Consider the following 20,499-nt stretch of genomic DNA (forward strand, 5'->3'; position numbering starts at 1 on the left):
CCAGTACATCCGTGGTCACCGGGAGAGCTGAATTCGTTTTTCAGGCCGCCTTCAACTGGTCGGCGGACATCTTGCCCGACTTGTTGTCGCGGACCATCTCGTAGCCGAGCTTCTGGCCCTCGACGATGTCGCGCATGCCGGCGCGCTCTACGGCCGAGATGTGGACAAAAACGTCGGCCGAGCCGTCGTCAGGCTGAATAAAACCAAAACCTTTGGTGGCGTTGAACCATTTAACTGTGCCGGTGCTCATGACGAACCCTTTCCATGGCAAATATTCGTTCGACGCCATGCGGATGCACAACGTCGTTTGTCCCGATTTTTGATGTGGGAAGTTCGTCAAAGGCGCGCTCGAAAGCGCGGATAACAAAAGTCAGTCAAACAAATATCGACGATTTGCTTATAGGCTTCTTTTGGGGCGCTGTCAAATTTGCATAAAGCCACAGCTGCGGAATTCTCCCAAACCACCTGGCCAAAACACCTGACATGACGGCAAATCGGACCCCAAACAGCGCGCTTGCGCCAACTTGAAAAAAGTTTTCCGGCATCCAGGAACCATCTGCGCAGACGCGCATTTATTCGGTGTCATCAGCAGTTCATGAGAGCAATCGAATAACAGTTGATGGCAAAGACGCCCCCCGCACGATAAAAGGTGCGAGGGGCGTTTTCGTTTGGATCCTATTCGTCCGGGCCGGGTTCCGGCCACGTCTCCCTGGCCGCCTCGGCATACCAGTGGCGCATCGCCGGCGTTGCCAGCACGGCATCGACATAGGCGCGCGTATCCTGCGCCAGCGTGCCGCCATAGGTATCGAAACGGGTGACGACAGGCGCATACATGGCATCAGCCACGGTGAAGTGGCCGAACAGGAACGGGCCGCCCTTGCCGTATTTTTCCCGGCACTCGCGCCACAGCGCCTCGATGCGGGCGCGTTGCGCCTCGCCCTCGGCGTCAAGCGGCTTGTGGCCCTTCGGCCGACGCAAATTCATCGGCCAGCCATAGCGAACCTCGCGAAAGCCGGAATGCATCTCGGTCGCGGCCGAACGCGCCAGCGCACGGGCGTCGATATCGGCGGGCCAGAGCTTTTTCTCGGGAAACAGGTCGGCGAGATATTCAAGGATGGCAAGGGTTTCCCAGACGATCTTGCCGTTGTGATTCAGCACCGGCACCTGACCGGTCGGCGACACTTTTGCCAGATTGGCAAAAGTTTCAGGCGTGCGCAGCCGTACGAAACCTTCCTCGAACGGGATCTCCAGATGCCTCATCGCCACCCATGGCCGCAGCGACCATGAGGAGAAACACTTGTTGCCAATATAGAGCGTAAATTCTGCCATTTTTCTCCCCGCACGCACGGCCTCCAAAATCCCATTGCCAACGCGTGTTCACAGCCTAGCCCACCGACCTTGCCCCAGGCGGCGGCCGCGCGACCTGATCTGCCGATCGGGCGACGCCTGGAACCTAACCGACATCGGCTCGTTAGCTACCGCAATGAATTCCTTCGAATTCAAAATCCCGGGAGATGCGCAAAAATGGTGAACAAGGATCAGGTCGCGGGCGTGGCCAAGCAGGTCAAGGGCTCGGTCAAGGAAGCCGCCGGCAAGGCAACCGGCAACCGGCAGACCCAGGCCGAAGGCACGGCCGACAGGATCGCCGGCAAGGTGCAGAAGGCCTATGGCGACGTCAAGGACAAGGTCAGGAAGGCGCTCTGATCCGCATCGAGGAACGCGTTGTTATCGAGGGAAAGGCGGTCGCGAAGGCCGCCTTTTTCAGGTGCTCCAGCCCTTGCTGAAAGCATTGGTGAACACGACCTCGCCATTATCGCCGATCGCCTCGCCCAGCACCACGTCCATGCCGTTGCTGGTCACCCTGGCCAGGGCGAAACCGCCCATATAGGCAGCCTTCGGCTTGAACAGGTCGATCCCGTCCCTGCGATAGATCAGCGGCGTTTCGTGCTGGTGGCCATGGAAAATGCCGACGACATTGTAGCCCTTGAGCGCCGCCAGCAGCGCCTGCCGGTCGGCCTCGCTCCACCAATGCGGCGCACCGGTGCCGTCATCATCAAAGTGGCTCCTGGCGGCATCCCAGCGTTCCACCGAGAAAGTGTCCCAGCCATAATGCTGGAACAGGACGACCGGGCGGCCGTCCGCCGCATAGGTCGCCAGGTCCTGCTTCAGCCATGGCAGGCTGCTCTCGGCACCGTGGCCGGTATCGCCGGCGAAACGATGCGTCTGGATCAGATGCAGGCCGCCCCAGTCCCAGGAGTAGCAGTCGGTGTCGACATCATAGTCGGTGGCCGGCACTGGCGGCTTGAAGAACACGCCGGCGCGATGGTTGACCTCGACATAGTCGCGCAGTTCGCGCCGGTACCAGTCGACATGGTGCGGCGGCCCGTTCTGGTCGAGATCATGGTTGCCGAGCCCGACATAAACCGGCATGTGCACGCGATCCGGACCGACGCCTTGGCTGTAGCGCTGGCTGAACTGGAGCAGTTGGGTGCCCTCGCTCGGCTGGGTGATCTGGCCGCCGCCATCGTCGGTGATGTCGCCGCCGACGACAAGGCCGAGCGGCGCGCCTATCTTGCCGGCCGAACGCAGGCCGGTGGCGACGCCATTGATCTCGGCCGGCCAGTCCTTGTCGCCAAGCGCATTCAGCACCGCCACGTTGCGCAGCAGCGCGGCGTCGGTCTTGCCTTCTTGCAGGCAGTTGGGGCTCAAGCCGCTCGCCATGCGGCAGGCATGGACATCGGCGATGAACAGGAAGGTGGCGTCGATCGACTGGACGCGTTGCCCGGTCTGGCCTAAGGCCGGCCGCGGCAAGGCGCCGGCCGCGGCAAATCCTGCAGCCTGTACCAGGAAGTTGCGTCGGGAAAGCGATCCCGTCGAACGGCGATTCATCATCTGCTGATTCAGCATGGACAGCAGCCGGTCGTCCAGCGCCTCTGCGCCATCATCGACATGACGCCACGGGTCTGGCATGTCTCGCTTGCGCAAGCGCATGCCGCCGGTTGCGTCGATGCCAAGTCCGCCAGGAAGGGTTTCGTTCTGGCGAGACCCGGCATCCAGAGCGAATTTCGGCCCGTGGCCGGCGGGATGATGTCGGTTGCCAACACCTACGAATCGCAATCGCCCCAGACCCAATATCTGTTCGCCGGCCTGATCGAGGTGTTTCGCGACAGCGACACCGGCCGCCAGGCGATGATCCCGTTTTCCGATCTGCGCAAGCTGTTCCCGCTGAAGGCGGGGGCAAAGGCCACGATAGAGTTCGTCGAGCTGTCGCTGAACCAGCCGCCGAAGGGCACCAAGACGCTGAGCCTGATCGTCAAGGGCAAGGAAACATTCCGTCTGGGCGATTGCAAATACAATGTCCTGGCGGTCAAGGAGACCTTCAAGAACGGTGCCGGCGAGACGCTGGATTCATTCACCGCGCTCTATGCTCCCGATCTGCAAGCCGCGCTCGCGCGGCGCTACGATGAAGGCACCAGTTCGGAATCCGTCAACGGCTACGAGACGATCAAGCCGCTGGCCGAGTAGGTAAGAGCCCAGGCTTCTTCGCTTCCCCCTCGTGTCAGCCAGAGCGAAGCCGCAAGGTCGAGAGAAGTGGCTGCGTCGCGATCCTGCACACCCCCCTCTGTCCTCCCGGACATCTCCCCCGCAAGGGGGGAGATTGGCTGTCACACCGGCTTTCGCCAATCTCCACCGGTGAAGGTACGAGCGAGCGCCGATGCTGCAGATCTCCCTCCTTGCGGGGGAGATGGCCGGCAGGCCAGAGGGGGGTGCTGTCCCGCCGACATCAAATAATTCTCGGCCGTGGCAGTATCCTGTTGCGTCGCCTGGCAACCAAGCCGCCCTGCGACGGCGCGCTGCGCTCCAACCCTGCCAGGCAATCCCGCAGCACACCGGCATCCTGCGCCGTCTTGGCCATCGACATCGCCCCGGAATAGGCGGCGACCGTCAGCGCGGCGAAGCGTTCGGGGTCCGTGCCCTCGTCCTTGCCCGCCTGCTGGTCGGCACGCACCTTGTCGGCAATCGCCTGCCGCCACCCGCCAAAGATACCGGCAAGGGCAAGGCGGAAATCGGGATCGGCAAGCGACAGTTCGTGCGCCAGATTGTTGAGCGGGCAGCCGCGCACGAACCCCTGCTGCTCCAGTTCCGCCGCCACGGCCTCGAACACCGAGCGCACGCCCTCGCGCACTGACGCCGCCGCCAGCACCGGCGCGATCCATGTCTCTTCGACCGCTGCCGCCACACGCTCGTCGATCACAGCCAGCGCCAGCGCCTTCTTGGTCGGGAAATGGTGATGCAGCGCTCCGCCGCTGACATCAGCCGCCGCCATCAGATCGCCGATGCTGGAGGCGTGATAGCCGCGCGCCTGGAACGCGTCCTCGGCGACATCGAGCACTTTCTTGCGCATGCCTTCAGGGTCGTTGATGCGTTTTCCCGGGCGCGGTTTTGGCTGGACGGTCATCTCTGCTGACATTGCCGAACTTTAGCATGTTGACAAAACAGGACAACCGGTCTGTTTTACAAAACAGGACGATCACCCTGTTTTGGAGAATGTCGGATGAACCTGCCCCAGAACGTCGCGACGAAACCCTCAGCGCTCGCCTCGCCTGTCGTCGAGCTTCGGCAATACACACTGAAGCCCGGCCGGCGCGACACGCTCATCGACATCTTCGACAGCAGGCTGATCGAGGGCCAGGAGGACGCCGGCATGACCGTCATCGGCCAGTTCCGGGACCTCGACCGCCCGGACATGTTCGTCTGGATACGCGGCTTCGACGGCATGGATGCGCGGAAAAATGCTCTCGCCGCTTTTTATGGCGGGCCGGTCTGGGCGGCGAACAGCCATGCGGCCAATGCGACGATGATCGATTCCGACGATGTGCTGCTGCTCAAGCCGGCGTGGCCGGGCGCCGGCTTCGACCTGGCGGGCGCGCAGCGGCCAAGCCTGGCCGATGACGAAAAGCCCATTCCAAACAAACCGCTGACCGGCATCGTTGTCATCGAGATTCATCACTTGCAGCCCGGCACAGAGGCTGATTTCGCCACTCGCTTCGAGACTGAGACGGCGTGCCTGATGACGGCCGACGCACGTCTGCTCGCCGCTTTCGTTACCGAGCATGCCGAAAACAGTTTTCCGCGCCTGCCGGTACGGGCTGATGAAAACGTCTTCATCAGCGTCACGGGTTTTGCCGGCACCGAGGCGCATGCCCGCCACCGGGCCGCCCTCGCCGCTTCTCCGGCATGGCAGGATTTTTGGCAGGCCGCGCAGCTCGGCCTGACCAAACCAACGGAGACTTTGCGGCTGTCGCCGACATCGCAATCATTGGTCGGGCGCTATTCCTAAAGCGCGTCGACGCGCTTTAGGAATAGGCCTTTTTTGTGCATGTCGTTCTCCCAAAACCGGGGGCACTTTTGGGCGACATGCATCAGACTTCAAACGCCTCGATGATGGCCTTGGCGACGAGGCCTGGATCTTCCCAATGCGGGTTGTGGCCACAGCTCTCGGCCCGAACGAAGACGGCTTCTGCAAGAGCGGATTGCAACGCCTGCTGGTGCGCCTCGCCGAACAGCGGGTCGCACGCGCCGGCGATGATCAGCGTCCGGGCCTGCACGGCCCGCGCAGCATCGGTCAGGTCGGCGCGGCGGATTTCCTCGAGAATCGCGCGCCAGCGCGGGGTCGGCATCGCCGAGGCCTCTTGCGCCAAGCCGGTGAGAAAGGCTGCGGGCACGTCGGGACGACAGGCATGCCACCAGGCATAGAACGGATCGGTCGGCGATATCGGATCTCGCAGGGCCTCGACGCTCACCACCAGCGGATGACCCGGCGCGAAATCGGGCTTCAACGTGCCGGCCAGGACCACCAGCCCGCCGATCAACTCCTTGTGCCCCGCAGCCAAAGCGACAGCCACCATGGCGCCCAGCGAATGGCCGACGACGACCGGTCGGTCGAGTTGTAAACTCTGGATCAGCCCGGCGATATCATCGGCAAGATCGGCGATGCCGCAGTTCTTGCCAGCCTGCGAGGCGCCGTGGCCGCGCAGATCCGGCATGATCAGACGACGGCCGGCCAGATATGGCGCCAGAAGCGAAAAACTGCGGCTGGTGTCGGTGAAGCCGTGCACCAACAGAAGTGCCGGCTCGGCGCCCGATATCTCGACATAGGCGATGTCGAGATCGCCGACAGTGACGAACTGCTTGCGGCTGGCCCAGGCGCCCTGCTCCGCCATCACATCCTGCTTCGGCAAGTCATCAAGCGCGGCCGCTCTCACAGGCCGAGCTTTTCCTTGACTGCGGCGAGGCCCGGCTTGCCGTCAAAAGTGGTGACGCCGGCGAGCCAGGCGTCGAGGCGGCTTTTGTTCGCCATGATTGCCTTCAGCGCACCGTCCTCCGGCTTCATGCCGTCATTGATCAGATAACCCATGCCGACATTTTCGAAATCGATGTCGAAGACGAGATTCCCGAGGAATTGCGCGACGTTCGGGCACTGCTCAAGATAGCCCTTGCGCACCTGCGTCGTTACCGTCGCGGCACCGAAATTCGGGCCGAAGAACTTGTCGCCGCCGGTCAGATATTTGAAGTCGTACATCGTGTTCATCGGATGCGGCGCCCAGCCCTGAAAGACGATGAACTGCTTTTCCTTGATCTCGTAGCCGACCTCCGACAGCATGCCGGCTTCGCTGGACTCGACCACCTGCCAGCCGTCCAGGCCAAAGGCCGGATCGGCGACGGCGTCCATCATCAACTGGTTTGAACCGGGCTCGATGCCGTACATTTTCTTGCCGAACTTGTCGGCGAATTTGTGCAGGTCGGAAATGTCCTTGACGCCGGCATCCCAAGCGTAAGTCGGGACGGCGAAGGTGTATTTGGCGCCCACGAGATTGACGCGCACATTCTCGACAGAGCCGTCCTTCTTGTAGGGCTCGTAATAGGTGACCATGGCCGGATCCCAGTAGCCCAGGAACAGGTCGAGGTCCCTGTTCTTCATGCCCTCGTAGATGACGTTGATGCCGAGCACCTGGCTTTGCGGCTGATAGCCGAGCGCCTCCAACAGGACGTTGGCGACCCCGGTGGTGAAGGCAAGGTCGTTCCAGCCGGGTTCGGCCATGCGGATCGTCCTGCACTCTTGGCCCTCGGCCGCCTGAGCCGCATGAGAGGCCAACATGAGGGCGGCCAAACAGACGCCGTTTGCAAGGATGCGCAACATTTCGGTTCTCCTCATTGTCGTCAAATTGACCAATTGGTCTTTTTATTGTCCCATGGGTCAATTCTTGATCTGAGCGGACGGAAATGTCAACGTGGATTCGCGATGCATGGACCGATCCCGTGAAACTCAAGCGTCTCAGTGAGATCCGCCGCAAGGAGCTGCGGCAGGCGGCCTTCGCGGTGCTGGAGCGCGAAGGCATTGCCGGTGCGACCCTGGAAAAGGTGGCGGCGCAGGCCGGTGCCTCCAAGGGCATCGTGCTGCACTATTTCCGCAACAAGCAGGAATTGTTCGAGCACGCGATGCGCGAGGCAAACGCCGTCCTGTGCCAGGCGGTGATCGCGCGGCTTCGCCGGGCGCAGACGCCGATGGAGCGCATGGATGCCGTGATCGAGGGCAATTTCGAGGAGCATCTGTTCCAGCCGCCTCTGTGTCATGCCTGGCTTTCGCTCTGCGCCGAGGTGCCGCGCGACGAGAAGATGGCCCGTATCCAGCGGGTGATCCATGCGCGCATGCGCTCGAACCTGTTGTCGGGCCTGCACGGCCTCGCCTCGCCTGGAGATGCCGACGACATCGCGCTTGGCGTCACCGCGCTGATCGACGGGCTTTGGCTGCGGCTCGGCCTGCAGCCAGGCAGCGTCTCGCGGGAACAGGCGGTCCGTCAGGTCAAGAACTATGTCGCGGGCCGGCTGGCCATGCGGGAGCCCGTCACCGAAGTTCATACCGTGGGATAGGCGGTAGTGGGTCAGTTTGAAATTTGATGCCGCGAATGCCGTTGTCGTGACCCGCCGTGAACTCCTATATGCTTACAGAAAAGTATGGGACGGCGTATGACAATCGAGTGCATAGCCCCGCCGAATGCACTGGTGCGCGGAAAGAGTGGATCGAAGGTAATCCAGACATCAAGCACGTCAGCACGTCATTTGCCGAACGCCAAAACCGGACTATGCGGATGCATATGCACCGCTTCACGCGCCTGACCAACGGCAGTGGAAGCTCACGCCAACGCCGTTGCCCTGCACTTCATGTATTACAACTTTGTCCGCATTCATGCTTCATGCGCATGACGCCCGCGATGGCCGCCGGCGTGACTGGCAAGCTTTGGGAGATTAGCGATATCGTTGCGCTGATCGAGGCGAAGGAAGCCGAAAAGCCAGCGGCTCGGGGGCGTACCGAAAGAAAGGTGTCTCAACTGATTGATCCTCAACCCATCACGAATGAAAATATCCTGAGGGTTCTTTGCATCGTCCTCGTCGAAATTCGCGCGACCGATGATCTATCCAGAGCTCGTATGCTCGCGGATTCATTTCACAACGCACCGGCCATGATCGCCTCTGGCGCCGGTCCGCAGGATACCTGGGCAAGTGTACTTGGAACCGCTCGCAGGCTTGATATGGAACGATATGTCGTCTCACTGCTGAGCCACGTTCAGGCGAGACAGATTTCAAACTGACCCACTACCGGATAGGCTGGCCGCTTGACCTCGCCCGCTGATATGCGGTGCTCTCGCGGCGGCCAGAGCAGCCTTGGAGCGTCGAATGAGACTTCACAACAAGCGCGCGCTGGTCACTGGTGGGTCGGACGGTATCGGCCTGGCGATCGCAGAAGCCTTTTTGCGCGAGGGCGCGGACGTGCTGATCGTCGGCCGCGACACCAAGAAGCTCGACGCCGCCCGCAAGCAGCTCGGCGGCAATATCGAGACGCTGTCGGCCGATCTTGCCACATCGGCCGGCATCGCAGCCGTCGTCGAGCAGGTGAAAAATTCCGGCCGGCCTCTCGATATTCTCGTCAACAATGCCGGAGTGGCTTTCCTGGTGCCGTTCGAAACCGTCAGCGAGGCGCAGTTCCAGCAATCCTTCGCGCTGAATGTCACTGCTGTGTTCTTCCTCACACAGGGCCTGCTGCCGCATCTGGCGGCCGGCGCATCGGTGATCAACATCTCGTCCTATTTCGCCAACAAGATGATCCCGAAGCGGCCGTCGAGCCTCTATTCGCTGTCGAAGGGCGCGTTGAACTCGCTGACCAAATCGCTGGCCTTCGAACTCGGCCCGCGCGGCATCCGCGTCAACGCCATCGCGCCGGGCACGGTCGACACCGCCATGCGGCGCAAGACCGTCGACAATTTGCCGGCCGAGGCAAAGGCGGAGCTGAGGGCCTATGTCGAGCGCAGCTATCCGCTCGGCAGAATCGGCCGCCCCGACGACCTCGCCGGCATCGCGGTCTATCTGGCCAGCGAAGAGGCCGCCTGGACCAGCGGTGGCATTTTTTCCGTGGACGGCGGCTATACGGCGGGGTGATCCGTCCGGGCGCCACGCCAGGCGTCGGCATTTTCGGCGGCGCCGCTTTCCACAAATCCGAGTGCGCCTACCGCCTCCAGGATCTGATCGCGAACCCAGCGATGGGGTGGCTCGTCGTCGTGGCGCGCGTGCCAGTACATCCTGATTTCAGGAACAGCAATGGGAAGTGGCGGTTCGAAGATGACGAGCGGCATGGTCTTGGCCGCCCAAACCGCGAACTGCCTGGGAACCGCCGAGAGGTGGTTTCCGGTTGCCACGGCCAATGCGACAGCCTGAAAGTGCGGCAGGGTCAGGCTTACACGGCGCGTTCGTCCGATCTTGCGGAGCGCCTCGTCGGTGGACCCCGACATCGAGCCATCGATAGAACGAAGAATATGGGGCAGTTCGCAGAAGAGGTCGATCGGTAGAAGCTCGCCTTCCATGATCCCCGCCTGCCTGATCGCAGCGTTGTCGCTCGCGGCGATGATGGCGAATGGTGAATGGAACAGAGGCGTGCTTGAGACCCAGTCGGAGACCTCCAGCGGACGCTCGAGCGCTACGTCGATTTCATCGTCCTGGAGCAGCCGCGAGACGTCGCCGCGCGCGCTGTCGAGAAACCTTAGCGACGCGCGCGGCGCGGCACCCGCGATGCGCGCCGCTAAAGTTGGCATCAGCATCATGGAAAAGAAATCCGCACCCATGAACGTGAAGGTTCGCTCCAGTTCCACCGGATCGAACGCCTTGGCCGAGTGGAAGACGCGTTCGATTTCACGAAGCGCCACGCGTAACGGCTCGGCCATGCTCTCGGCGCGTGGCGTCGGCATCATGTCATTGCCCCGTCGCACGAACAGCTGGTCGTTGAGGAGATGCCGCAAGCGATTGAGCGCAGCGCTGACGGCAGGCTGGCTGAGGCCGATCTGCTCGCCGGCACGCGTAACGCTTCTCTCCCGCAGAAGGGCGTCGAACACCCTGATGAGATTGAGGTCGAGCGCGTTCAAATTCATCGCATCAATTCGCCCCATACGATCATTCGATTTCCGTTGTCGGCATATCCCTGGCTAGATCGTCATCGGCCCAGCAGGCACAGGCAACAGGAGGATCAGACGGCCATGACAATGACCCCCGGCACGATCACAGGCAAGGAACTCTTCTGGTTCAACAACACGCTTGTCGCGATCCACGTCTCGTCGGCGGCAGGAGAGGACGGCACCTGCGTCGTCGAGCATCGCATGCCCTATGGCGACTCCCCGCCCCTGCATGTGCATCGCAGGGAGGACGAAGTGTTTCACATCCTGGACGGGAGACTGCGCTTTCAGATCGACGGCCACGAACGCATTGCTGAAGCCGGCGAAACCGTCATTGCGCCGAAAGGCCTGCCGCACACCTACCGGGTCGAATCGCGCGAAGGCGCGCGTACGCTCACCATCACGCGCGGTTCGGATTTCGAGACGATGCTGCGTCAGGCGAGCCGTCCCGCCGAACAGCCGGAGGTGCCGCCGCAGATGCAACCAACACCGGAAATCATCGCGGCACTGGTGCAGCTCTGCGCAGAAAACGGCATCGACATTGTCGGTCCGCCGCTAGGGTGAGAGGCCGAAACCGCGCATTCTTTCCCTTCTCCACTTGTGGGAGAAGGTGGCCGCGAAGAGGTCGGATGAGGGTGTTCCAGCTTGGCGCCGACGGCACTCCGTCACCCACCCCTCAACCGTCTCGGCGCTGCGCGCCGATCCACCTTCTCCCACAAGGGGAGAAGGCGAGAAGCGCCGCACCTTCAACCGATTTGCATCCTCGCCGCCCGCAATCTCCGCTTGAAGCCGTTTGTGCAACGCGATACGCCGTTGCCGACTTCGACAAGGAGAGACCCGTGACCGCTGCAAAGACCAGAACCGAAACCGACACGTTCGGCCCGATCGAAGTCGCCGCCGACCGCTATTGGGGCGCGCAGGCGCAGCGTTCGCTCGGCAATTTCAAGATCGGCTGGGAAAAGCAGCCGGCATCGATCGTGCGCGCGCTGGGCATCGTCAAGCGGGCCGCGGCCGAAGCCAATATGGACCTTCAGCGGCTCGACCCGGCGATCGGCAAGACGATTGTCGAGGCGGCACAAGAGGTCATCGACGGCAAGCTCGACGACCATTTCCCGCTCGTGGTCTGGCAGACCGGCTCGGGCACGCAGTCCAACATGAACGCCAATGAGGTGATCTCCAACCGGGCGATCGAGATGCTGGGCGGCGTCATGGGCTCCAAGAAGCCGGTGCATCCCAACGACCACGTCAATATGAGCCAGTCGTCGAACGACACCTATCCGACGGCCATGCACATCGCCTGCGCCGAACGCATCGTGCACGAGCTGTTGCCGGCGCTGAAGCACCTGCACAAGGCGCTCGCCGCCAAGAGCAGAGAGTTCAATCACATCATCAAGATCGGCCGCACGCACACGCAGGATGCCACCCCCCTCACGCTTGGCCAGGAATTTTCGGGCTATGCCGCGCAGGTCGCCTCGTCGATTAAGCGCATCGAGCTGACGCTGCCCGGCCTGCAGGAACTGGCGCAGGGCGGCACCGCCGTCGGCACCGGCCTCAACGCGCCGGTCGGCTTCGCCGAAAGGGTGGCGGATCGCATCGCCACCATCACCGGCATTGCCTTCGTCACCGCGCCGAACAAGTTCGAGGCGCTGGCGGCCCATGATTCCATGGTGTTCTCGCATGGTGCCATCAACGCGGCGGCCGCAGCGCTGTTCAAGATCGCCAACGACATCCGTTTCCTCGGTTCCGGCCCGCGTTCGGGCCTCGGCGAACTGTCGTTGCCGGAAAACGAACCGGGCTCGTCGATCATGCCGGGCAAGGTCAATCCGACCCAGTGCGAGGCGCTGACGCAGGTCTGCGTGCAGGTGTTCGGCAACAATGCAGCACTCACCTTCGCCGGCAGCCAGGGCCATTTCGAACTCAACGTCTACAACCCGCTGATGGCCTACAATTTCCTTCAGTCGGTGCAACTACTCTCCGACGCCTCGGTCTCCTTCACCGACAATTGCGTCGTCGGCATCGAGGCGCGCGAAGACAACATCAAGGCGGCACTCGACCGCTCGCTGATGCTGGTGACGGCACTGGCGCCGACCATCGGATACGACAATGCCGCCAAGATCGCCAAGACCGCGCACAAGAAGGGCACCACGCTGCGCGAGGAAGCGCTTGCCACCGGGCTGGTCAGCGAAGCCGATTACGACCGGCTGGTGCGGCCGGAGGACATGACGCATCCGGGGTAGGCAATTCCGGGAAAAATGTCTTGTGGTTTTCCGTCCGGAATTGCGTCAGCCAAAAGCCCAGTATTCCGCGCGGGAGAATTTACTCCCGTCGCAACCTGACCCGAAGCAAATTTTGCGCGGGCCGCCCGATCACGGAAACGTAAGTACTGTGAACAATGTGTCGCCAGTCTGGTGGCTTTGGTGAACAGTCGGCTTGCTCTATCTCCCCGGTATCAACCCATCCCGGAGAGCCACCATGTCCATCAACACTTCAGTCGCCGGTTCCGGCGCATCCAATGCCTCGACCACCATTCTCCTCGGCCGCGTCCTGCTTGCCGTCATCTTCCTGCTTTCAGGCTTCGGCAAGCTGACCGCCATCACCGGCACGGCCGGCTATTTCGGCAGCCTCGGCCTGCCCTTGCCGACCGTAACGGCCATTGTCGTCGGCCTGATCGAGCTTCTCGGCGGCCTCGCCATCCTCGTCGGCTTCAAGACCCGGATTGTCGCCTGGGTGCTGGCGATCTTCACGGTCGCTACCGGCTTGGTCGCCCACACCGGTTGGGCTGACCAGATGCAGATGATCCAGTTTCTCAAGAACCTCGCCATCGCTGGCGGCTTCCTCGTGCTGGCTTCCTCGGGCGCTGGTGCCTATTCGATTGACGCCAAGCGCGGCTGAGCCAAAAACTGGCAATAGCCGAACGAAAGAGCGGCGCGGAATTTTCGCGCCGCTTTTTCGTTGTTGGTACATGCCCGCCGATCTGTCGGCCGGAGTTTTCTGATAGGATCGAGGCTATCGGAACGAGGCCGGCCGGCGGCCAACAACGGAGGTGAACATGCCCCGCGACGCGCTGCTCCTGCTCTCCCGGTTGCTGCTCGCCGCCCTGTTCGTGCCTTCCGGTTTCCAGGCATTGAGCGACATTGCGGGCACGACAGGCTATTTCGCCAGCCTCGGCCTGCCGCTGCCGGCACTTGCCGCCTGGGGCACGGGACTGTTCGAACTGATCGCCGGGCTGCTCATCCTGGTCGGTTTCCAGACCCGGATCGCGGCGCTGCTGCTCGCCGCCTTCTGCATTGCCGCCGGTTTCATCGGCCACTATGGCCAGGGCGGCGGCGACGCGATGCTCGCCTTCCTGCACCAGCAGATGCTGATGAAGGACATTGCGATAGCAGGCGGGTTCGTTGCGCTGGCGATGGCTGGCGCCGGCGCATGGTCGGCGGATAAGCGCAATGCGGTTTAATATCTTTGCGTAGTTGCGCTCAGGTCGACCCCCACTCCGTCTCGGCTTCGCCGAGCCACCTCTCCCCCGATCGACGGGGTAGAGGAAGGGCGCGAGCCTGTTGCCGCCAACGCTCTTCCAACGAGGCTCCCTTCCTTTCCCTCCGGAGGGGGGAAAGGTGGCGCTGCGAAGCAGCGACGGATTGGGGGAAGCCGGTCCACAAACGCGAAGCCGCCGACGAGTGAGCACAACCGGGCAGGTCTAATATCCCGCTTAAAGTCAGATAGGACACGGTCTGCTATAGGCAGCGCCTATTTCACCGACCCACTGGGCCCACCCTCGACGGCCAGCACCAGCCGGCGGTTGGTTATCCTTGCCAGTTGCGCCAGGCGCCCGGCCGGCCGCTCGCCATAGAGATCGGCCAGCGATGCCGGCAGGACCAGCGCCAGCACGCCGTTGGCGCGCTGTTCCCATTTCAGCCTGGGCATGATGCCGGGCATCGACGCCGTCAGCAGGTAGACGACGCGCATCATCGCGGCGAGCACGCGCGCCCGCTCCAGATAACGCGGCGACGCCAGCGCCTTGATCTCGGGGGCGATGGCTTCGTTGAAGATGCCGTCGTGACGATAGGCGTTGGCCATTGCCAGGAAGGCACGGCCGGGATGGTCGACGCCGAAGAAGGACGCATGCGCAATGATGTTGAGCGATTGCTTGCCGCGATATTCGGGATGCGCGCGCCAACCGATGTCGGCCAGCAACGCGGCCGCGTGGCGGTAGCGCGCCTCGTCCTCGGTCTCGTCGATGCCGAAGGCGGCAAAGGTTTTGGCGGTCCAGTCGACGAGCTCATGCGCATGGGCGACGGAGCGTGAGCGCAGGCGGGCGAGTTCCTCCGAGGCCGAAATCAGCGGATCGGCCTTCTGCTCCGCCTCGTCGAGCAGCGAATAGAGAAAGCCTTCGCGTACACCCAGAGCCGAAACGATGATCTTCGACGGCTGCATCGCCGCCATGATCTCCTGCAGCACGACGGCGCCATAAGGCAGCAGCGAACGGCGGTTCTTGGAAACGCCTTCGATGCCCTTGACCTTCTCGATCTCGGCCTTGGCCACCTGCTTGAGGAAATTCGCCGCGCTTTCGGCCGATATCTCGTAATGGTGCATGACGCCAAGCGGATAGTTGGTCATTTCCATGTGCAGCCGGGCGAGATTTCGCCAGGTGCCACCGACGGCGTAGAAGGGCCTGCCCTGCCCGCCTTTCAACAGCTTGGCCTTCGCCAGTTCGTCACGCGCGATCTTCGCCGCCTGAGCCAGCGAGTTCTTCGCCATGTCCTGCAGGCGCAGACCGCCCAGCGGCAGCGTGATGCCGTCACCGATCGCTTCGCCGCTGACGTCGACCAGCTCGAGGCTGCCGCCGCCCAGATCGCCGGCGATGCCATTGGCCGGGTGGAAGCCGGAAATGACGCCGAGCGCGGAATAATAGGCTTCCTGACGGCCGCTGATGACACGGATCTCGGTCTTCAGCACATCCTCGGCGCGGTGGATGAAATCGGGGCCGTTGACCGCCTCGCGGGCCGCGGCGGTGGCCAGCACATACATATGCTCGGCGCCGGCCTGGTCGGAAAGCGCGCGAAAGCGGCGGAACTCCTCCATCGAGCGCGTCACCGCCTCGGGGTCGAGCTTGCCGGTCGACACGATGCCGCGGCCGAGACCGGCCAGCATCTTTTCGTTGAACAGCATGGTCGGCGAACGCGCCAGCCCCTCATAGACGACGAGACGGATCGAATTCGATCCGATGTCGATGATGGACAGCGGTCGGCGGTCCTGCAACCGGCCCTGGGAATCAGACAGCATCAGCCGGACGCTGCTGCGTTCTTCTTGCGGCGCTTGAACTGCGCAATGCGCTTGGGCGCATGCGACTTCAGCGCGTCACCCCGTCCCGACAGGCTCGGATTGGTCATGAAATATTCCTGCGCGTTGAACGGTTCCTCGCCCTCCTCCAGCACGACGCGCCGGGAGGTTCCATCAGCCAATACGTCGAAACTTTGCTGATTGTCCATGATGTTGCCCAGCATGATCTGGCCAAGGATCTGTTCGTGCACAGTTGGATTGGTGATCGGCACCATGGTTTCGACGCGGCGGTCGAGATTGCGCGGCATCAGATCGGCCGAGGAGATGTAGACGATCGCCTCGTCCGACGGCAGGCCGTGACCGTTGCCGAAGCAATAGATGCGGCTGTGCTCGAGAAAGCGGCCGACGATCGATTTTACGCGGATGTTTTCCGACAGGCCCGGAACCTGCGGCCTTAGGCAGCAGATGCCGCGCACGACCAGGTCGACCTCGACGCCGGCGCGGCTGGCATCGTAGAGCGCGTCGATAATGATCGGATCGACGAGTGCGTTCATCTTCATCCAGATGCGCGCCGGTTTCCCCTGCACCGCGTAGGCAATCTCGTCGGCAATGTGCTTCAGGATGCGACTTCTCAGCGTGAACGGCGAGATCGCCAACCGCATTTCATCCGTCGGCTCGGCATAGCCGGTGATGAAATTGAACAGCTGGGCGACATCGCGGGCAATCGTCGGATCGGTGGTGAAGAAGGACAGGTCGGTGTAGATGCGCGCCGTTACCGGATGGTAGTTGCCGGTGCCGAGGTGCACGTAGTTGCGCAGCTTGCCGTCCTCGCGCCGCACCACCAGCGACATTTTCGAATGGGTTTTCAGCTCGAGAAAGCCGAACACGACCTGCACGCCGGCACGCTCCAGGTCGCGCGCCCAGCGAATGTTGGCTTCTTCGTCGAAGCGCGCCTTGAGCTCGACCAGCGCGGTGACCGACTTGCCGGCCTCGGCCGCGTCGACCAGCGCACGCACGATCGGGCTGTCATTGGAGGTGCGGTAAAGCGTCTGCTTGATCGCCACCACTTCCGGATCGGCCATCGCCTGGCGCAGGAACTGCACCACGACGTCAAACGATTCGTAGGGGTGATGGACGACGATGTCCTTCTCGCGGATGGCGGCGAAACAATCGCCGCCATGCTCGCGGATACGCTCGGGAAAACGCGGATTGTAGGGCATGAATTTCAGGTCGTCGCGAGGGACGGCGACGATCTCGGAAATCTGGCTGAGCGCCAGCGGCCCGGTGAGCACGCTGATGCGGCTCGACGACACGCCAAGCTCGCCGGCGACGAAGTCGCGCAATTCGCCAGGCATCAGCCTGTCGAATTCGATGCGGATCACCGAACCGCGCCGCCGCCGCTTCAGCGCCGTTTCGAACAGGCGAACCAGATCCTCGGACTCCTCCTCGACCTCGATATCGCTGTCGCGAATGATGCGGAACGTGCCGGAGCCCTTGACCTCGTAGCCGGGGAAGAGCTTGCCGATATAGAGGCCGACCGCCTCTTCCAGCGGGATGAAGCGGACATGATGCTTGCGGTCCGGCAGACGGATGAAGCGCTTCAGCGCCACCGGCAGGCGCAGCAGCGCGCTCATCTCCTCGCCATTCTTGCGATGGCGCAATTGCAGCGCCATCGAGAAGCCGAGATTGGGAATGAACGGGAACGGGTGCGCCGGATCGATCGACAGCGGGGTGAGCACCGGGAAAACCTGTTCCTGGAAATGGTCTTCCAGCCAGATTTTCTCGTCCTTGGTCAGCGCATCGCGGGTGATGCTCTCGATGCCTTCCTTGTTGAGCAGCACGGTCAGCGCCGAAAGGCTCTTCTGCTGGTCTTCCTGCAGCCGCTCGACCTCGCGCAGCAGTTGTTCGAGCTGCTGTTCGGGGGTGCGCCCGTCAGGGCTCTTCAGCGTGATGCCCTCGCGCACCTGGCCGGCAAGACCGGCGACGCGGACCATGAAGAACTCGTCGAGATTGGCGGCCGAGATCGACAGGAAGCGAACGCGCTCCAGCAGCGGATGATTGAGGTTCAGCGATTCCTCGAGAACGCGCCGGTTGAACTGCAGCCAGGAAAACTCGCGGTTGACAAACCGGTCCGGGTTGCCGCCCTCCGGGCGAGCCACCTCGACGTTCACGAATTCACTCTGCACCGGCTTCAGTTCGTTCATGATTCCCGCTCTTCCCGTACCGTCAGCCGGTTAGCCGTCTTTATAGCGACCCATGGTCCCCCCGGAAACCGAACTCGGTTTTCGGTTCATGGGTTAACCGGCTTAACTTATCCTCTGACAGGCTTTTGCGACAGTTTCATTTCATCGAACTTGCAAAGAGGCCTGATATGATCCAGATGCAGACGAGACTGCGTTAAGGAGACGACGATGGCAGGCGGTTCCATTCCCCATTTTCAGAACGATGCGGGCTTTCAGGCAATCGACATCGGCGTGAAGGAATTCATGTGCACGGGCGCCAATCCGCCTTTCGACCACCCGCATGTGTTTCTGGACATGGGCGACGACAACGAAAAAGTCTGCCCCTATTGCTCGACGCTCTACCGCTATTCGCCGAAGCTGAAGGCGACCGAGACGTTGCCGGCCGGCTGCATCTATATCGACCAGGCCGCCTGAGTCCTTCGCGACAAGCGCGATGACCGACACGCGATCCCGGCAAATTGTCATCGCCGGGGCGGGCGTCGCCGGATTGACCGCAGCCCTTGCGTTCGCCGAACGCGGCTACCCTGTTCGGGTGTTCGAACAGGCGCAGCGCCTGGAAGCTACCGGCGCCGGCATTCAGCTCTCTCCAAACGCGACCCGCATCCTTCGCCAGCTTGGCGTGCTCGACCGGCTGCTGCCGGCGGCGGTGCGGCCGGAAGCCGTGGTGTTGAAGGAGGCCACGACTTTGCGCGAACTGGCGCGCGTGCCGCTGGGGCAAGCCGCCGAAACGCGCTGGCAGGCACCCTATCTCGTCGCGCACAGGGCCGATCTGCAGAGCGCACTGACCGCGCGCGTTGCCGAGATGCCGGATATCCATCTCACCACCGGCGCCCGCATCGGCGACGTTGACACCGGCCCGGATGGCATCACCGCGACGGCCGAGATCGGCGGCAAGACCATCGAGGCGGAGGGTTTCCTGCTGGTTGGGGCCGATGGCGTCTGGTCGTCGGTGCGCGCACTTGTCGATTCGGCCAAGGGGTCGGCTTCGCCAAGGAACCATTTCTCCGGCGAACTGGCCTGGCGCGCCACCGTCGCGGTTGACAGCGCCGCCGGGCAAACCTTTGCAGCCATCGGCGCCAAGGACTGCGTCACCACCTTCCTGCATCCCGGCTTCCACATGGTCGCCTATCCCGTCAGCAAGGGTGCGGCCTTCAACCTCGCCGCCTTCACCAAGGGCGAACGCATCGCCGAGGGCTGGTCCGGCAACGCCGACGCCGGGATCGTGGCCCGAGCCCTGCGCGGCACCTCGGCAGAACTTGCCCGTCTGGTCGAGCAGGCCGGTCCGTGGACCGCATGGCCGATCCACACAGTCGACCCGCAACAGCCCTGGACAACACCGAACGGCATCGCGCTGATCGGCGATGCCGCGCATGCGATGACCCCGTTCGCGGCGCAAGGTGCGGCCATGGCGATCGAGGATGCTGCGACGCTTGCCGATATCATCGCCGACTTCCCCGCCGATCCTCTGGCCGCGCTTGCCGTCTGGGAGCAGTCACGGCGGCCGCGTGTCGCGCAGGTCGCCCGACGCGGCGCTGTCAACCGGCTGGCCTGGCATGCCGTGGGTCCAGTGGCGATTGCGCGCAATGTGTTCCTGAAGGTGCGCTCGTCGGAAAAACTCGCGGCGGATCTGGACTGGCTCTATGGGTGGCAGGCTCAGAAGATCATTCGACGCTGAGCGTACAAGCACAATCGGTTGGTGGGACAGCACCCCCTCTGTCCTGCCGGACAGAGGGGGGTGTGAAGGAACGCGACGCCAATTCGCGGAATGCTCACGCTAATTATACAGCCGCATCGACAGGCCGAGCGATACAGGCAGCGGGTTCCACCAGCCGGTGCGCAGGCCGGCGATGCGCAAGGCCGCCGCCGTCCAGGTGTTGCAGCCGACCAGTGCGTTGAAATGGCCATTGGCTTCGTAGAAGCCGTCGAACCTCGAATAGGCTGCGTCCGGAACGAGGATCGGGCCTTCCGGTCCCCGCTGGAAACTCGCATCGATGAAATCGAGCAACGCCGTGAACCGATCCTCAGTGATGTCGAACCCCGCGATATCAGGGCGCGGTTCGACGATGTCACCGGCGACATCGACATGCATGACCGAGGCGTCGAGTGTCAGTGCCTTCATCACCGGCACCGCCTTCAGCTCGGACCATGTCGGCGTCTCCAGGTAGAAGGCGCGGCCGCCCCAGCCGAAGACGATGTAGCGGACCTCCGGCCTGTCGGCCGGTATGCCCGCGTCGACCAGGAAATGGAAACGCCGGCGCACGGCGTCATCGACCGGGATGGCGATATCGGTGTGTATCGGATTGTTCAGCACCAGGATGTGGCGCGTCGCCGCGGGCATGGCGGCGGCCGCCGGCCACAGCGGCCGTGGCACGAAGGTGCCCGTCGTCACGGCGAGTGCGACGACAACCAACAGAAGACCTAGAAAATGTCCCAGTCTTTTCATGAAAGGCGGCCCTGCAAACGCGCTCCGGCGCGACACG

The 20,499-nt window shown here is 62.8% G+C and carries 21 protein-coding genes and 1 pseudogene; 12 read left to right on the top strand and 10 right to left on the bottom strand.

Features of this window, described 5'->3' with window-relative positions; all coding sequences use genetic code 11:
- Positions 1 to 40: 40 nt before the first annotated feature.
- Positions 41 to 250, bottom strand: coding sequence for a cold-shock protein (locus NKH95_RS00510; RefSeq protein ID WP_010915421.1), 210 nt, complete (start codon positions 248 to 250; stop codon positions 41 to 43).
- 425 nt (positions 251 to 675) lie between these two features.
- Positions 676 to 1,329, bottom strand: a complete 654-nt coding sequence (locus NKH95_RS00515) for a glutathione S-transferase family protein (protein WP_023814142.1) — start codon at positions 1,327 to 1,329, stop codon at positions 676 to 678.
- Positions 1,330 to 1,524: 195 nt separating this feature from the next.
- On the opposite strand from NKH95_RS00515, the gene NKH95_RS00520 reads away from it, so the two are divergent.
- Positions 1,525 to 1,704 (top strand): CsbD family protein, encoded by a 180-nt coding sequence (locus tag NKH95_RS00520; RefSeq protein WP_023814141.1) that lies wholly within the window; start codon positions 1,525 to 1,527, stop codon positions 1,702 to 1,704.
- Positions 1,705 to 1,761: 57 nt separating this feature from the next.
- Here NKH95_RS00520 and NKH95_RS00525 read toward each other — a convergent pair whose 3' ends face one another.
- Positions 1,762 to 2,892: a metallophosphoesterase gene (locus tag NKH95_RS00525; protein WP_352442936.1), complete on the bottom strand. Its 1,131-nt coding sequence runs from the start codon at positions 2,890 to 2,892 to the stop codon at positions 1,762 to 1,764.
- Between the two features lie 57 nt (positions 2,893 to 2,949).
- Between NKH95_RS00525 and NKH95_RS00530 the strand changes: the two genes are divergently transcribed.
- Positions 2,950 to 3,525, top strand: coding sequence for a hypothetical protein (locus tag NKH95_RS00530; protein ID WP_031213898.1), 576 nt, complete (start codon positions 2,950 to 2,952; stop codon positions 3,523 to 3,525).
- A 259-nt stretch (positions 3,526 to 3,784) separates the two neighbouring features.
- Here the strand turns inward: NKH95_RS00530 and NKH95_RS00535 are convergent, their stop codons facing one another.
- Positions 3,785 to 4,459 (bottom strand): TetR/AcrR family transcriptional regulator, encoded by a 675-nt coding sequence (locus tag NKH95_RS00535; RefSeq protein ID WP_023814138.1) that lies wholly within the window; start codon positions 4,457 to 4,459, stop codon positions 3,785 to 3,787.
- Positions 4,460 to 4,555: 96 nt separating this feature from the next.
- Between NKH95_RS00535 and NKH95_RS00540 the strand changes: the two genes are divergently transcribed.
- On the top strand, positions 4,556 to 5,341 hold the full coding sequence (locus tag NKH95_RS00540; RefSeq protein WP_352890551.1) for an NIPSNAP family protein: 786 nt from the start codon (positions 4,556 to 4,558) through the stop codon (positions 5,339 to 5,341).
- A gap of 82 nt (positions 5,342 to 5,423) precedes the next feature.
- Here NKH95_RS00540 and NKH95_RS00545 read toward each other — a convergent pair whose 3' ends face one another.
- Together NKH95_RS00545 and choX are read right to left on the bottom strand one after the other, a co-directional pair.
- Entirely contained in the window at positions 5,424 to 6,266 is an 843-nt protein-coding gene (locus NKH95_RS00545) for an alpha/beta fold hydrolase (RefSeq protein ID WP_352890553.1), read from the bottom strand.
- Entirely contained in the window at positions 6,263 to 7,201 is a 939-nt protein-coding gene (choX, locus tag NKH95_RS00550; RefSeq protein WP_352792817.1) for a choline ABC transporter substrate-binding protein, read from the bottom strand. The genes NKH95_RS00545 and choX overlap by 4 nt, the downstream gene beginning before the upstream one ends.
- An 83-nt stretch (positions 7,202 to 7,284) precedes the next feature.
- Between choX and betI the strand changes: the two genes are divergently transcribed.
- The 3 genes and pseudogenes from betI (at position 7,285) to NKH95_RS00565 (ending at position 9,495) form a co-directional block, all read left to right on the top strand.
- Positions 7,285 to 7,932 carry a choline-binding transcriptional repressor BetI gene (gene betI, locus NKH95_RS00555; protein ID WP_352611843.1) on the top strand — a complete coding sequence of 216 codons (648 nt, stop codon included), beginning with the start codon at positions 7,285 to 7,287 and terminating at the stop codon, positions 7,930 to 7,932.
- A 56-nt stretch (positions 7,933 to 7,988) separates the two neighbouring features.
- A pseudogene (locus NKH95_RS00560) lies at positions 7,989 to 8,351 on the top strand (IS1 family transposase); the annotation flags it as partial.
- A 385-nt stretch (positions 8,352 to 8,736) separates the two neighbouring features.
- Positions 8,737 to 9,495: an SDR family NAD(P)-dependent oxidoreductase gene (locus NKH95_RS00565; protein ID WP_352611844.1), complete on the top strand. Its 759-nt coding sequence runs from the start codon at positions 8,737 to 8,739 to the stop codon at positions 9,493 to 9,495.
- On the opposite strand, the gene NKH95_RS00570 is transcribed toward NKH95_RS00565, so the two are convergent.
- Entirely contained in the window at positions 9,480 to 10,478 is a 999-nt protein-coding gene (locus NKH95_RS00570) for a LysR family transcriptional regulator (RefSeq protein WP_352611845.1), read from the bottom strand. The genes NKH95_RS00565 and NKH95_RS00570 overlap by 16 nt on opposite strands.
- Positions 10,479 to 10,589: 111 nt before the next feature.
- On the opposite strand from NKH95_RS00570, the gene NKH95_RS00575 reads away from it, so the two are divergent.
- The 4 genes from NKH95_RS00575 (at position 10,590) to NKH95_RS00590 (ending at position 13,953) form a co-directional block, all read left to right on the top strand.
- Positions 10,590 to 11,063 (top strand): cupin domain-containing protein, encoded by a 474-nt coding sequence (locus tag NKH95_RS00575; protein ID WP_023814131.1) that lies wholly within the window; start codon positions 10,590 to 10,592, stop codon positions 11,061 to 11,063.
- A 275-nt stretch (positions 11,064 to 11,338) separates the two neighbouring features.
- Positions 11,339 to 12,736, top strand: coding sequence for a class II fumarate hydratase (gene fumC, locus NKH95_RS00580; RefSeq protein WP_352611846.1), 1,398 nt, complete (start codon positions 11,339 to 11,341; stop codon positions 12,734 to 12,736).
- 235 nt (positions 12,737 to 12,971) lie between these two features.
- A complete protein-coding gene (locus tag NKH95_RS00585; RefSeq protein ID WP_127289105.1) occupies positions 12,972 to 13,391 on the top strand; it encodes a DoxX family protein in 420 nt (139 codons plus the stop codon).
- Positions 13,392 to 13,548: 157 nt separating this feature from the next.
- Entirely contained in the window at positions 13,549 to 13,953 is a 405-nt protein-coding gene (locus NKH95_RS00590) for a DoxX family protein (protein WP_352890556.1), read from the top strand.
- A 290-nt stretch (positions 13,954 to 14,243) separates the two neighbouring features.
- On the opposite strand, the gene ppx is transcribed toward NKH95_RS00590, so the two are convergent.
- Together ppx and NKH95_RS00600 are read right to left on the bottom strand one after the other, a co-directional pair.
- Positions 14,244 to 15,779: an exopolyphosphatase gene (gene ppx / locus NKH95_RS00595; protein WP_352611848.1), complete on the bottom strand. Its 1,536-nt coding sequence runs from the start codon at positions 15,777 to 15,779 to the stop codon at positions 14,244 to 14,246.
- Entirely contained in the window at positions 15,779 to 17,980 is a 2,202-nt protein-coding gene (locus tag NKH95_RS00600) for an RNA degradosome polyphosphate kinase (RefSeq protein ID WP_292139843.1), read from the bottom strand. The genes ppx and NKH95_RS00600 overlap by 1 nt, the downstream gene beginning before the upstream one ends.
- A gap of 207 nt (positions 17,981 to 18,187) precedes the next feature.
- Between NKH95_RS00600 and NKH95_RS00605 the strand changes: the two genes are divergently transcribed.
- Positions 18,188 to 18,433 (top strand): zinc-finger domain-containing protein, encoded by a 246-nt coding sequence (locus NKH95_RS00605; protein ID WP_224696089.1) that lies wholly within the window; start codon positions 18,188 to 18,190, stop codon positions 18,431 to 18,433.
- 19 nt (positions 18,434 to 18,452) lie between these two features.
- Positions 18,453 to 19,694 carry an FAD-dependent monooxygenase gene (locus NKH95_RS00610; RefSeq protein WP_352890559.1) on the top strand — a complete coding sequence of 414 codons (1,242 nt, stop codon included), beginning with the start codon at positions 18,453 to 18,455 and terminating at the stop codon, positions 19,692 to 19,694.
- Between the two features lie 99 nt (positions 19,695 to 19,793).
- Here NKH95_RS00610 and NKH95_RS00615 read toward each other — a convergent pair whose 3' ends face one another.
- Positions 19,794 to 20,462, bottom strand: coding sequence for a TIGR02117 family protein (locus NKH95_RS00615; RefSeq protein ID WP_352890561.1), 669 nt, complete (start codon positions 20,460 to 20,462; stop codon positions 19,794 to 19,796).
- Positions 20,463 to 20,499 lie beyond the last annotated feature (37 nt).

This window comes from Mesorhizobium sp. M0848 (assembly GCF_040319805.1).
GTDB lineage: Bacteria > Pseudomonadota > Alphaproteobacteria > Rhizobiales > Rhizobiaceae > Mesorhizobium.